We start from the raw sequence: 13,184 nt of genomic DNA, 5'->3' as shown, positions 1-13,184 counted from the left end.
GGCGGAACCTCAGTGGGGGCGGTTCGGCACGCGCGAGCGGGCCGCGGCGATGTAGTGCTGCACCGCCTCCGGGTCGCCGCGGTGGCCGCGCGCCCGCACGTCGTGGCGGGCCTCCCACTCGGCCATGCACTTCTCCGCCGCGGTCATCTGCAGCGGATCGGGCTTCGCGCGCGCCTTGTCGGAGCGCGTCGGCCGGGGTGTGTCGCTGTCGGTGCTCATCACGCCTCCTGGACGGCGCCTGCCCCTCCCAGCCTCCTCCCCCGACCGCCGGCGTCCCAGAGCGGAAGGTCCCGCCCCGGCGCCCGCACCCGCCTCCCCGGCGCGCAGGATGGCCCGCATGTGCACGGTGGTGGTGCGAGGGCCCGACGAGATCCTCGCCGTCCGCGACGAGCTGACCGGCCGCGAGTTCGACGACCCCGGTCGCTGGTGGCCGGAGCTGCCCTCGGTCGTCGGCGGCCGGGACCGCGTCGCCGGTGGGACGTGGTGCGCCACCGACGTCGGCACCGGCGTCACGGCCCTGGTGCTCAACCGCTTCCACGAGCGGCCGGCTTCGCCGGGAGCGCCGAGCCGTGGCGTGCTGCCCCTGCTCGGCGTGCAGCACGGCGCCGGGTGGGTGGACCACGTCGCCCTGCCCGGGATGGCCGGGTTCCTGCTCGTGCTGGTCGCGCCGGACCGGGTGACCAGCTGGGAGTACGACGGCGGGACGCTGACCGCCAGCGAGCACCCCGAGGGGACCCGCGTGTTCACCTCGGGCGGGCCGGAGGACCGCAAGGGCGAGCTCTGGCGCGGGACGTTCGCGGCGGCACCGTTCCCCGACCGCTGGCGCGACCTGGTGCAGGAGCAGCAGCCGGCACCCGGGCCCGAGGCCCTCGTCGTCCGCCGCGAGCGCGAGGGCCGGGTGTACGGCACCGTCTTCGCCGAGACGATCGACGCCCGGCCCGGCCGAGTGCGCCTGCAGTACAGCCGGCAGCCCTGGACCGGCGCCTGGGAGACCGCCGCCTTCGACGCCTGAGCCCTCCCGCGGTCAGATCGCCTGGCGCCGCTGGAGCCGGAGGAAGGCGACCCAGCCCAGGGGTGCGGGCAGCCAGAAGGTGACGACGCGGAAGGCCAGCACGGCCGCGAGCGCGGCAGCCACCGGGACGCCGGTCGCGGTCAGCCCGCCGAGCAGCGCCGCCTCGACCGCGCCGAGCCCACCCGGGGTCGGCGCGACCGAGCCGACGGCGGAGGAGACCAGGTAGACGCCGATGACCGTGGGCAGCGCCAGCGAGGCGTCGAAGGCCCGCAGCGAGGCGTCCAGCGCCAGCACGTAGCCGGCGTTCTGCAGCAGGATGCCGCCCAGGGCCGTGGCCAGCCGCCGTGGCTCGGAGGCGGCGGCGAGCAGCTGCGGCAGCGACTGGCGGACCAGCGGCTCGAGCCGGCTGATCAGCAGCCGCCGCACCGGCGCGATCGCGGCCAGCAGACCGACGACGGCGACGGCGCCCAGCAGCACGAGCAGCACGTCCCCGCTGGGCACCAGGGACAGCCGCGCCGTCGACACCCCGCTGGCCCAGCCGACGACGAGCAGCAGCGCGACGGTCGCGGCGACCGTGGCCACCTGGCTCACCGCGACGCTGGCCGCGGCCGCGCCCACGGTCAGGCCGGCCCGCTGCAGGTAGCGGATGTTGAGGCCGACGTGGCCCACCGTCGGCGGGGTGACCAGCGTGAGCCACGCCGTCGACAGCTGGACGAGCGTGGTGCGGACCAGCGGCAGCGCGATCGGGACGAACGGGATGAGCGCGAGTGCGGCGCCCACGTAGGTCAGCGCGGAGCCGCCCAGCGCGACCAGCAGCCACAGCGGATCGGCGCCGCGCAGCTCGTCGACGATGCTCACCTGCGACAGCTGCGAGGCGAGCAGGAAGGCCGCGACGGTCGACGCCCCGACGGTGAGGATGACCCGCGGGGAGAAGCGCTCGAGGCGGGGCGCGGCGGCCACGGTGCCGTCCGGCCCGGTCAGCGCGCGGCGCAGCTCGGCGAGCAGCTCCGTGCCGCGCACCGCCCGCCGCACGGCCGCGGGGAGGGCGACCGGCTGCAGCAGCGCCGGGACCCGCGCGGGCGTGGGGTCGGCGCCGCCGCTCCGGAGCGCCGCGACCGCGGCGTCGGGCCCGACGACGGTGGCGCCGCCGACGAGCAGGGCCACGGTGTCGAGGTCGCGCTGCAGCTCACCGGCCGCCGGCTGCGCCGCACGCATCTCGCGGAAGCCCGCCGTGCCGTCGGGGTCGAGGACGACGGCGTCGGGGGTGAGCGCACCGTGCGCGAGCCCCACGGCGTGCAGCCGGCGCAGCGCGGCGAAGGCTGCGGCCAGGCCCTTCTCCGCGGCGTCCCCCGCCTCGGGGAGCGGGGTCCCGGCCAGTGGGCGCTCGACCAGCACCAGGGCGGGGCCCACGGCCAGCAGCGCCACGATCGCCGGCACGCGGACCCCGGCGGCGGCGGCCAGGGCCGCGCTGGAGGCCTCGCGTTCGAGGTCCCCGCGCTGGCTCAGGGACGGCCGGCCGACGACGGCGGCCCGGAACCGGAGCATCCGCCCGGCCCGTCGCACCAGCGGCAGCCCGCGGCCGTCGGGGTCGACGACGGTCACGCACACGGGGCCCGTGGGATCGGTCCCGGTGAGCCGGACCAGCCCGGCGTGCTGCTCGGCGACCTCCAACCGGTCGACCGGCAGACCGGCGCGGGCCAGCTCGGCGCGGATGACCTCGTCGCGCGGGCGGGCCGGCGTGACCCCGGCCGCCAGGCGCACGGCCAGCCCGGCCACCGATCCCAGCAGCACCGCCGCGACCGTCCCCTGGAGGGTGAGGTTGCCCAGCGCCACGCCGCAGCCCAGCCCGGCCAGCACCGCCCACCGGCTGGGTGTCCGCCAGCGCCGGCGCCGCTGCAGGTCGGCCCCGACGAGGAAGGCGATCGTGGCCACCACCGGCACCAGCGCGGCATCGGTCCGGGGCCCGGTCAGGACGCCGGCCACCACGCCCCCGGCGGCGTCACCGACGCGCTCGCCCACCGCGCCGAGCACCAGCCCGAGCACGCCCGCCACCAGCGCCTGCACCAGGGCCGCGCGCCGGTGCCGCGCGGCGTCGACGGCCACGGTGACCAGCACGCCCAGGGTGGCCAGCGAGGCGACCACCGACGCCACCGACAGCACCGTCCGCAGCGGGTCGCGCTCGACCACCGGCAGCGTGCGGTCCAGGGTGGCGACGGCGTCCGGCGCGGTGAGCGTGACCAGGACGAGCAGGCCCAGCGCCGTCGCCGCGAGGAGCAGCCGGACGACGTCGTTCGGCCGCCGCACCCGGGCTGCGGAGGCTGTCCCAACGCCGCTCCCCCCGCTCACGCCGCGATCATCCCCGAGCGGGCGGCGGGACCGGGCCGCGGGACGCCGAGTGCGCCCGTTCGGGTTCGCCCGCCGTGCCCGGACCGCTCCCCAACCCGGGGTCGGGCGGCTACGGTGTGGCCCACCTCACACCTGGCAGCGGAGGTCCGCGATGACCGCGACCGAGCAACGCACCCGCCCGGAGCAGGGTGCCGGACCGACGCCGGAGCACGTCGACGTCCTGATCGTCGGGGCCGGGGTCTCCGGCATCGGCGCCGCCCACCACCTGCGGGAGCGCTTCCCCGACCGGACCGTCGTCCTCCTCGACGCGCAGGACGCCCCCGGCGGGACCTGGTGGACGCACCGGTACCCGGGCGTGCGGTCCGACAGCGACCTGTTCACCTACGGCTACCGGTTCAAGCCCTGGCGGGGACCCTCCATCGCCGCCGGCGCAGCAATCCTCGAGTACCTGGACGAGGTGATCGCCGAGGACGGCCTCGCGCCGCACATCCGCTACCGGCACCGGGTCACCGCGGCCTCCTGGTCGACCGAGGACCGCCGGTGGACCGTGCAGGTCACCCGGCTCGACACCGGGGAGGAGCTCCGCCTCACCACCGACTTCCTCTGGATGTGCCAGGGCTACTACGACCACGGCAGCCCCTACCGGCCCGAGTGGCTGGGCATGGACAGCTACCGGGGTCAGGTCGTGCACCCGCAGCAGTGGCCCGACGACCTCGACCTCACCGGCAAGCGCGTCGTCGTCATCGGCTCCGGGTCCACCGCCGCGACGCTCATCCCGGCCATCGCCGGGCAGGCGGCGCACGTCACGATGCTGCAGCGGTCGCCGTCGTACTTCCTCGCCCCGCCGCTGACCACCGAGCTGGCCGAGACCCTGCGGGCCCTGGACATCCCCGACGAGTGGACGCACGAGATCCTCCGCCGCTCCTACTCCGCCCAGTTCGACGAGCTGGCCCGGCTGGCGCACGAGGCGCCGGACGAGCTGCACGACTTCCTCATGGAGTCGATGAAGCCGCTGCTGCCCGAGGGCTTCGACGTCGAGAAGCACCTCACGCCGCGCTACCGCCCGTGGCAGCAGCGCATCGCGGTCGTCCCCGACGGCGACCTGTTCGCCGCCCTGCGGGAGGGGAAGGCCTCGATCGTCACCGACACCATCGAGACGTTCACCGAGAACGGCATCCGGGTGAGCTGCGGGGACGAGCTCGAGGCCGACGTCGTGGTGAGCGCCACGGGCTTCGACCTCTCGGTGCTGGGCGGCGTCGCCTTCACCGTGGACGGCGAGGCGGTGGACTTCCCGGAGCACGTCACCTGGCGCGGCCTGATGATCAGCGGCGTCCCGAACATGGCCTACGTCTTCGGCTACTTCCGGCACAGCTGGACGCTGCGCGTGGACCTGGTCAGCGACCTGGTCGTCCGGCTGATGGAGACGATGCAGCTCAAGGACGCCACGATGGTCGTCCCCACGCTGCGCGCCGAGGACGCCGACATGCAGCTGCGCCCGTGGTCGGACCCGGACAACTTCAACGCCGGGTACGTCATGCGCTCGCAGCACCTGATGTTCAAGCAGGGCGACCGCGAGCCCTGGACGCACATGCTCGAGCACGCGGCCGAGGCGGAGATCCTGCCCAAGGCCGACCTGGAGGACGGGTCGCTCGTCTACCGCTGACCCCGAGCAGAGAGGGCATCGCCATGCCACGGACGGCCGTCCGGACCGGCGTCACGCTGAACTACGAGATCAGCGGCGAGGGTGACCCGCTGCTGATGGTCATGGGGACGTCGGGGTCGATCCCGTTGTGGGGCGAGCTCGTCCCGAAGCTGGCCGAGAAGTACCAGGTCATCGCCTTCGACAACCGGGGCCTGGGCGGCAGCGACCGGGGCGAGGACGCGATCTCGGCGGCCTCCATGGCCGAGGACACCTCCGCCCTGCTCGAGGCGCTGGAGATCCCCCGGGCGCACACCCTGGGCTGGTCGCTGGGCTCCGCCGTCGTCCAGGAGCTGGCGCTGCGCCATCCCGACCAGGTGGCGAGCGCCGTCCTGCTGTGCACCTGGGCGCAGTGCGACGGCTTCCAGCGCTCGGTGCTGTTGGCGCTGCGCCTGCCCTACGCGCACCGCGACATGGAGGCGGCGCTGGCCACCGCCGGCATCGCCTTCTCGCCGCAGCTGCTCGACCACCCCGACTTCGCCGCGATGCTGGAGCCGATGCTGCCGGCGTTCCCGCAGACCGAGGAGCAGATGCAGGTCACCGTCGAGCAGTGGGACGCCGACCTGGCGCACGACACCGCCGACCGGCTGGGCGGCATCGACGTCCCCACGCTGGTGGTCGTCGGCGAGCAGGACCTGCTGACCCCGCCCTGGCAGTCGAAGAAGGGGGCCGACGCGATCCCGGGCGCGCAGTTCGAGCTGCTCACCGGCCCGGGGTCCAGCCACGGCGTGCACATCGAGCGCCCCGACGACGTCGTCGGGCTGGTCACCGGCTTCCTCGACCGCTACGCGCTGCAGAAGCAGGGCTGAACGCCGCGCCGGGGGCGGCGGCTGGGACGATCGCCGCACCCGACGAAGGAGCGCTCCCGCATGCCCGTCCCTCCGCAGCCGCTGGAGAAGCTCGGCTTCCTGACCATCGGCTCCTTCGACGCCGCGGATCCGCGGGCCGGACACGAGACCACGCTGCGGGTCATCGAGCTGGGCGAGCAGCTGGGCTTCGACAGCGCCTGGGTGCGCCACCGGCACCTCCAGTACGGCATCTCCTCCCCCGTCGCCGTCCTGGCCGCGGCCACCCAGCGCACCAGCCGGATCGAGCTCGGCACCGCGGTGATCCCCCTCGGCTGGGAGAACCCGCTGCGCCTGGCCGAGGACCTCGCCACGGTCGACGTCCTCTCCGGTGGCCGGCTCAACCCCGGGGTCAGCGTCGGCCCGCCGATGCACTGGGACGACGTCAAGGGCGCGCTGTACCCCGACACCGCCGAGCTCGAGGACTTCTCCTACGGGCGGGTGGCGCGGCTGCTCGCGCTGGTGGCCGGCGAGCCGGCCAGCGCCTTCGCCGGACGCGAGGGTGTGGTCGAGGAGTGGTCCGACCGCGTCCAGCCGCAGGCGGCCGGGCTGCGCGACCGGCTCTGGTACGGCGGGGCGAGCACGGGCTCGGCGCGCTGGGCCGGCGAGCACAGCATGAACTTCCTGACCAGCAGCGTGGTCAAGGCCGAGGACGGCGCCGCGCCCGACTTCGCCGCTCTCCAGCAGGCCCAGATCCGCGCCTTCCGGGCCGCCCACCCCGCCGGGGACGCCGCCCGCGTCTCCCAGGGCCTGGTGGTCATCCCGACCGACAGCGCCACCCCCGCCCAGCGGGAGAAGTACGAGGCCTACGTCGCCGCGCGCCTGCCGCGCACCGCGAGCCCGCAGGGCCCGGCCCGGATGCTGTTCGCGCCGGACCTGATCGGCACCGCCGAGGAGATCGCGGAGCAGCTGCACGCGCACGCCGGCTTCCGCGAGGTCCGGGAGGTGGCGTTCGCGCTGCCGTTCAGCTTCGCCGACGAGGACTACGAGCAGATCCTCACCGACATCGCCACCCGCCTCGGGCCGGCCCTCGGGTGGCAGCCGCGGGCCTGACCGGCAGGACCGGTGCGCCGGGGACGCCGCGCTGGTTGACTGCTCGCATGGTGTCACCGCTGCCCGAGCCGGATCCGGAGATCGATCCCGACCAGCCGATTCCCGACGACCCGGCCGAACTGCTCCCCGACGCACCCGAGGAGCTCCCGCCCCCGCCGATCGAGGCGACGCCGGACGATCCCGGCGGCGACGCGGACGGGGTGCCCGAGCCCGCCTGACCCCTGGCGCAGGCCGTCGCCGCGAACCATGCGAACTCGTGGCCATCCGCCCGTGATGGCCACGAGTTCGCATGGTTCGGGCGTCCAGGAGCCCGGTGGCGGCTGCGGAACAGCCCGCCACCCGCCCGCGCTGCAGCAGCCGTGACCGACCCCGGACCAGGCCTCTCGCTGCTGGACCGCGCCCGCACGCGGGCCGGCGAACCCGATGGCGCGGCGCTGACCGGCGTCGTCGCCCGGGCGGTCGCCGCCGAGCGGCTGGGGTACGGCCGGTTCTGGGTCGCCGAGCACCACGGCGTCCCGGGCATCGCGGGCGCCGCACCCGCCGTCCTGCTGGCCGCGGTCGCCGGGGCGACGTCGACGATCCGGCTCGGCTCGGCCGGCGTGATGCTCCCCCACCACCAGCCGCTCGTGGTCGCAGAGCAGTTCGCCACCCTGACCGCCTTCGCGCCCGGCCGGGTCGACCTGGGCCTGGGCCGCTCCCCCGGCTTCACCCCGCCGGTGCGGCGCGCGCTGCGGGAGACCGAACGCGACTTCGCCGCCGACCTCGCCGAGCTGCGCGGCTTCCTCACCGGGTCCGGAGACATCACCCTGCGCCCGCAGCCGGCCGGCGACGTCCCGATGCACGTGCTGGCCACCGGGCAGGGGCTGCAGGTCGCCGCGGCGCTGGGGCTGCCGGCGATCGTCGGCGGCCCGCTGCTGGGCGTGGCGGGCGATCCCGAGCCCGGGCGAGCCGCCCTGGCCGCCTACCGCCGCGCCTTCCGGCCCTCGGCCCAGCAGCCGGAGCCCCGGGTGTCGATCAGCCTCGACGTGCTGGTCGCCGACACCGACGCCGAGGCCGCCGAGCTGCTGCTGCCCGAGGCCTGGGCGATGGCGGTGTCCCGCACCACCGGCTCGTTCCCGCCGCTGGAGCCGGTGGCCGCGGTGCGGGCGGCCTCCCCCACCCCGCGGCAGCAGCAGTACCTGGAGCGGACGGCGGCCATGGCGATCACCGGCACCCCGGCCTCGGTCGGCAGCCGGCTGGGCGAGCTGCTCGAGCGCACCGGTGCCGCGGAGCTGGTGGCGAGCAGCAGCACCTTCGACCGGGCCGCGCTGGCCGCCTCCGACGCAGCCCTCGCCGGGCTGCTGGGCGCAGTACCGGCGGCCCAGCCGCTCCAGCCGGCGCTCGGCCCATGACGCGTGCGGAAGGTCTGCCGGGTGCCACCCCGGATCAGGTCAGCGCCTCCGCGGTGCAGGCCCGCTCTCCGCACGAGGGACCTCGGTTGCGCAGGGCTGGCCCGGGCGCGTGTGACACTCGAACTCGGCGAGCGTGAGCAGCCTTCGAAGGAAGGGGCGCGCACCTACCGCGACGACGGCTGCACCCGCGTCCGCAGCGGCGCGGCGGACTGCGATCAGTGCCCGCAGCCCCTCGGCGTCGCAGAACGTCAGGCCGGCCAGGTCCACCGCCCACACCGGCGCGGCGGCCAGGGTCAGCAACGGGCACACCGCCAGCAGCTGCTCGCAGGTTCCCCGGTCCAGATCCCCGCTGAGCCCGAGTCGCCCGTCCGCCAGGTCGACAGCCAGGTCGAGTCCGGCCACGGCCGGCTCGGTTGGGGCAGGGGACGTCATCGTCGTCGGCACGGCATGTCCTCGACTCGGATGCGCGCCAGACCAGGCCCAGCACCCGCGGGCGACGAGCTAGAGCGCGCGAAGCGGGCCGTGCGCTCGACCCATGGATAACCGTAGCGCGCAATCGAGTGGTGTGCAGCCTGTCGACGCCGGCCGGCCAGACCGCCCCGGGAGTAGCATGAGGGGTACCGCGGGGAGCCGCCCGCGGCGACTGCGCGTCAAGCCTCGGCGTGCACGGCGGCGGACCGCACGGCGGTTCCGCTCACGCCGGCGGTCCGCGCCGCGGCGGTGTCAGACCGGGGGCCGTCTCATGGCCAGCAATCCGACTCCCCAGCCCAGGAACGGCGCCGAAGCGGTGGAGCGCCTGGGGCGGTTGTCCTTGCGCGAGGTGTCGATGGACAGCTTGCTGCAGACGGTGGCCGACGTGAGCAAGAGCGTGATGCCCGGCACGCCCGAGGTGTCGGTCACGCTCCTGGTGAAGGACAGGCCGACCATGATGGCGAGCACCGGCCGGCTGGCCACCGTGCTGGACGAGCGCCAGTACGAGCGCGATCACGGGCCCTGTCTGCACGCCGCCCGCACCGGCACGGTGGTGGAGGTCGCCGACGCCCGCCTCGACCCCCGGTGGCGGGACTACCTCATCCGGGCAGTCGAGCACGGCGCTCTGAGCTCCTTGTCGACCCCACTGCGCATCGACGAGGAGGAGGACGTCACCGGGGCGATGAACATCTACGCCCGCGACGCCGATGCGTTCGACGAGCACAGCCGCGCGGTGGCCGAGCGCTTCGCGCCCTACGCCGCGATCGCGGCAGGCAATGTGCACGCCTACCAGAGCGCCCGCGACAAGGCCGAGAACCTCGAGCTGGCACTGGAGTCCCGCGCGGTCATCGACCAGGCGAAGGGCGTCCTGGTGGAGCGCTACCAGCTCACCCCCGACCGGGCGTTCCAGCTGCTCGCCCGGGCGTCGATGAACAGCAACCGGAAGGTGCGCGACATCGCCGACCACCTGATGCGAACGGGTGAGCTCCTCGGTGCGGCACCGCCCGGCGATGTCGGCCGCCCCGGACCTGGAACCGTCGGCGGCGCACCCGACGGCACGCACCACTCCTGACAACCGCCAGGGTCTGCCCGGGGGGCTCCGGCGGCCAGGCCCCACCGGTTCCAACCACGAGCCGGTGGGGCCGCCTCCGTGCCCGAGTCGCTACGTACCTGGAAAGCGGAGCGTCACCACGGCCGGACTCAGCCCGGGGTGACGGCGTCCCGCTCCGCGGCCAGCCGGCGGTGGTGGTCGCGCACCATGGCCGGCGTGGCGTAGCTCGAGTACCTCGGCACCCAGCGGGCGAGCCCGGCCGCGCCCAGCAGGGCGACGCCGCCCATGACGGCGATGCCCGGACCGAGGGTGGCGACCGTCACGACGGCGGCGGGGACGACCGGGCCCAGCGACTGGCCCACGTCGCTCATCAGCCGGAACACGGCCAGGAACGAGCGCCGGTCCACCGGAGGCGAGGTGTCCGCGCCGAGGGTCATGACGATCCCGGAGCCGATCCCGTTGCCGAAGGCCATGACCATCGCGACGGCGGTGAGGCCGGCCGCGCTGTCGGTCAGGGGCAGGGCCAGCGTGCCCAGGCCCAGGACCACCATGCAGGGGACGGCGATCCACAGCCGGCCGAGCCGGTCCATCACGTGGCCGGAGGGATAGAACAGCGCCATGTCGACGGCGTTCGCGATGCCGAAGATGAGGCTGGTGGTCGCCGCGTCCAGGCCGATGTGGTCGGCCCACAGCGGGATCACCGCCACCCGGGCTGCCCGGACGGCGCTGATCGACGCAACGGCGACGCCGAGGGTGAAGAACAGCCGCCGGTGGCGCCGGAACATCTCCCGCACCCCGACCGGGCCGGCGTGCGCCCCCGCGTCCGCCCCCACGCCGCCGGTGACCGGCGCGAAGGCCAGGACGACCGCCGCCAGCAGCGACGCCACGACCGCGACGGCGAACGCCGAGCGGGTGCCCCACACCGAGATGACCGCCGCGCCGACGAACGGGCCGAGGAACAGGCCGATGCGGAAGATGCCGCCGAGGGTCGACATCGCGCGGGCCCGGTGGTGCACGGCCACCACCTCGGCCACGTAGGACTGCCGGGCCAGGTGCATGGTCGCTCCGCACGCGCCGAGCACGAGCAGCGCGACGGCCAGGGCGGCGACGGAGTCGGTGGCCAGTACCGAGAGCATCGCGACCGCCGAGGCGAGCATCGCCGCGAGCATGGCGTCCTTCTCCCCGACCCGGTTCGCGAGCCACGCGGCGGGGAGGTCGCCGAGGATCGTGCCGATGCCGATCGCGGCGAGCATCAGGCCGGCCACCGTCGTCGAGGCGCCGGCGTCGAGGGCCGTGAGCGCGATGACCGGCATGACCGCGCCGTGCCCGACCTCGTAGACCAGCATCGGCAGCATCACCGACGGCCCGATCTGCCGGAGGACGGTGCTCAGGGTCGAACTCATGCGCGGTGGTCCCCTCCTCCCGGCCCGTCGCCGGCTCGCGACCATTAGACGTCCTGCGCCCCCGGGTACCGGCGAGGGGCGGCCGGAGCGGGAGCTACGTTCCCCGGCATGACGACGACGGCGCTGCTGGTGCTCGACCTCGTCGGCACCTTCGCCTTCGCGCTCAACGGTGCGCTCACCGCGCTGCGGGCCACCCGGCTGGACATCGTCGGCGTCGTCACGCTGGGCATGATCACCGCGCTGGGCGGCGGCACGCTGCGGGACGTCTTCCTCGACGCGCTCCCGCCGGCCACCTTCCTCGACTGGCGCTACCTGGCCGTGGCCGCCGCCGGCGGGCTGCTCGCCTTCCTCACCGGGCACCGCCTGCACCGCCTCAACGGGACGATCAACGTCCTGGACGCGGCCGGACTGGGGCTGTTCGCCGTCACCGGCGCGCTCAAGGCGCTGGATCTCGGCTTCGGCCCGGCCCAGGCGGTGATCGTCGGGGCCATCACCGGCGTCGGCGGCGGCACCCTGCGCGACGTGCTGATCCGCCAGGTGCCGTCGGTGCTGAGCAGCGGGCTGTACGCGGTGCCGGCCCTGGTGGGGGCCACCGTGGTCGTGGTCGCCGACGTGCTCGACGCCCGGGGCGCGGCCGCCGCGGTCGCCGGCGCCGCGGTGTGCTTCGCCGTCCGCATGCTGGGGGTGCACTACGACATCGACGCGCCGTTCCCGCGCGCCGTCGGCCGCGGCGACGACCCGGAGCGGGGCGGCACCGGGCCCGCGTGACGGCGGTCACGGGCGCGTCCCGCGGCCGCCCCGGGCGGTCACCCGCACCCGCTGTGACCGCCGGCACGGGCGCAGACTGGCTTCTTTGCGCCCGTACGAACCCGGAGTCTGCTCAGTGAAACTGTCCCGTTCCTCCGTCGTGCTCGCCGTGGTCGGCGTGCTGCTGATCGTCGCGGCCGCCGTCGTCCGCTTCGTCGTGGTCCCCTCGGTGACCAAGCTGCCGGCCGACCTCGACGTCACCCTCGAGTTCACGGGCACCTACAACGGGATCAACCCCGCCGTGCTCTCCGGCGGCGCCACCGAGGTGCTGGCCGAGGACGTCCCGATCGTCGCCGTCCGCAACGTCTCGGCGCAGGACGTCGACGGCGACACCGAGATCGTGCGCCGCGCCGACGAGCGGACGGTGGGTGACGGCGAGCCGGCGCTCACCGAGGTCTTCTTCGCCGTGGACCGCGAGACCGCCCAGGCCGGCCCCGCCCCGGACGGCGCCGAGGATGTCACCGACGCCGAGGGCCTGGTGTTCACCCTCCCGATCGGCCCCTCGACCGCCGAGGGCGCCTACCGGTACTGGGACCAGAACACCCTGCAGTCCGCGCCGGTGACCTTCGAGGGCGAGGAGACCCTCGGCGGCCGCGACGTCTACCGGTACCAGTCGGTATCCGAGGGCGAGCTGGCCAACCCGGCCGCGCTGAAGCTGCCGACGTCGCTGCCCAAGGACACCCTGGCCGCCCTCGCGCCCGGCCTGGACGGCCTGGTCTCCCCCGAGCTGCTGGCCGCGCTGCCCGGCGTGCTGCCCTCGCTGCCCGCCGAGATCCCGATCGCCTGGACCTCGCGGACGACGACGCTCGTCGACGCCGACCAGGAGCTCGGCGCCACCATCGCCGGCGGCAGCACGCAGGAGATCACCGGCTCCCTGGACCTCGGGATCACCACCGTCGACGTGCCGTTCGCGACCATCGCGATCTACTCCTCGGACGAGTCGATCGAGACCCGCGGCGAGCAGGTCGGCGACGACTCGCGGCTGCTGAACCTCGTCGGCACCGTCCTGCCGATCGTCCTGCTCGTGCTGGGCGTCCTGCTGCTGGTGGCGGCCCTGCTGCTGGCCCGTCGCGCGGCCGCCCGGACCCGCACGCCCTGACCGACCC

The 13,184-nt window shown here is 75.2% G+C and carries 13 protein-coding genes; 9 read left to right on the top strand and 4 right to left on the bottom strand.

What is annotated here, in order from left to right; translation table 11 throughout:
• Nucleotides 1-9: 9 nt before the first annotated feature.
• Complete coding sequence (locus DQ239_RS01225) at nt 10-219, bottom strand: hypothetical protein (protein ID WP_113832443.1); 210 nt, start codon at nt 217-219, stop codon at nt 10-12.
• Nucleotides 220-337: 118 nt separating this feature from the next.
• On the opposite strand from DQ239_RS01225, the gene DQ239_RS01220 reads away from it, so the two are divergent.
• Entirely contained in the window at nt 338-1,012 is a 675-nt protein-coding gene (locus DQ239_RS01220; protein ID WP_113832442.1) for an NRDE family protein, read from the top strand.
• A gap of 12 nt (nt 1,013-1,024) precedes the next feature.
• Here the strand turns inward: DQ239_RS01220 and DQ239_RS01215 are convergent, their stop codons facing one another.
• Nucleotides 1,025-3,316 (bottom strand): lysylphosphatidylglycerol synthase transmembrane domain-containing protein, encoded by a 2,292-nt coding sequence (locus DQ239_RS01215; protein ID WP_113832441.1) that lies wholly within the window; start codon nt 3,314-3,316, stop codon nt 1,025-1,027.
• A gap of 193 nt (nt 3,317-3,509) precedes the next feature.
• Here DQ239_RS01215 and DQ239_RS01210 point away from each other — a divergent pair, with 193 nt between their 5' ends.
• From DQ239_RS01210 to DQ239_RS01195, 5 genes are all read left to right on the top strand, one after another.
• The gene (locus DQ239_RS01210) at nt 3,510-5,021 is read left to right on the top strand and encodes an NAD(P)/FAD-dependent oxidoreductase (RefSeq protein ID WP_113832440.1); all 1,512 of its coding nucleotides are present in this window, start codon (nt 3,510-3,512) and stop codon (nt 5,019-5,021) included.
• A gap of 23 nt (nt 5,022-5,044) precedes the next feature.
• Nucleotides 5,045-5,866 carry an alpha/beta fold hydrolase gene (locus DQ239_RS01205; RefSeq protein ID WP_113832439.1) on the top strand — a complete coding sequence of 274 codons (822 nt, stop codon included), beginning with the start codon at nt 5,045-5,047 and terminating at the stop codon, nt 5,864-5,866.
• 60 nt (nt 5,867-5,926) lie between these two features.
• Nucleotides 5,927-6,955: an LLM class flavin-dependent oxidoreductase gene (locus DQ239_RS01200; RefSeq protein WP_113832438.1), complete on the top strand. Its 1,029-nt coding sequence runs from the start codon at nt 5,927-5,929 to the stop codon at nt 6,953-6,955.
• A 47-nt stretch (nt 6,956-7,002) separates the two neighbouring features.
• Nucleotides 7,003-7,173 (top strand): hypothetical protein, encoded by a 171-nt coding sequence (locus DQ239_RS20515; protein WP_199582443.1) that lies wholly within the window; start codon nt 7,003-7,005, stop codon nt 7,171-7,173.
• A gap of 141 nt (nt 7,174-7,314) precedes the next feature.
• Nucleotides 7,315-8,346 (top strand): MsnO8 family LLM class oxidoreductase, encoded by a 1,032-nt coding sequence (locus DQ239_RS01195; protein WP_113832437.1) that lies wholly within the window; start codon nt 7,315-7,317, stop codon nt 8,344-8,346.
• 39 nt (nt 8,347-8,385) lie between these two features.
• Here DQ239_RS01195 and DQ239_RS01190 read toward each other — a convergent pair whose 3' ends face one another.
• A complete protein-coding gene (locus DQ239_RS01190; protein ID WP_199582440.1) occupies nt 8,386-8,748 on the bottom strand; it encodes an STAS domain-containing protein in 363 nt (120 codons plus the stop codon).
• 424 nt (nt 8,749-9,172) lie between these two features.
• Here DQ239_RS01190 and DQ239_RS01185 point away from each other — a divergent pair, with 424 nt between their 5' ends.
• On the top strand, nt 9,173-9,889 hold the full coding sequence (locus DQ239_RS01185; protein ID WP_233488612.1) for a GAF and ANTAR domain-containing protein: 717 nt from the start codon (nt 9,173-9,175) through the stop codon (nt 9,887-9,889).
• A gap of 128 nt (nt 9,890-10,017) precedes the next feature.
• On the opposite strand, the gene DQ239_RS01180 is transcribed toward DQ239_RS01185, so the two are convergent.
• Entirely contained in the window at nt 10,018-11,271 is a 1,254-nt protein-coding gene (locus tag DQ239_RS01180) for an MFS transporter (RefSeq protein ID WP_113832435.1), read from the bottom strand.
• 108 nt (nt 11,272-11,379) lie between these two features.
• On the opposite strand from DQ239_RS01180, the gene DQ239_RS01175 reads away from it, so the two are divergent.
• Complete coding sequence (locus DQ239_RS01175) at nt 11,380-12,039, top strand: TRIC cation channel family protein (RefSeq protein ID WP_113832434.1); 660 nt, start codon at nt 11,380-11,382, stop codon at nt 12,037-12,039.
• A gap of 115 nt (nt 12,040-12,154) precedes the next feature.
• Nucleotides 12,155-13,177, top strand: a complete 1,023-nt coding sequence (locus tag DQ239_RS01170; protein ID WP_158544754.1) for a porin PorA family protein — start codon at nt 12,155-12,157, stop codon at nt 13,175-13,177.
• Nucleotides 13,178-13,184: the final 7 nt, after the last annotated feature.

Origin of the sequence: Blastococcus sp. TF02-09 (assembly GCF_003319105.1) — a bacterium.
GTDB lineage: Bacteria > Actinomycetota > Actinomycetes > Mycobacteriales > Geodermatophilaceae > Blastococcus.
Note: the sequence above shows the minus strand (reverse complement) of the source record. Positions and strands in the feature narration are given on the sequence as shown.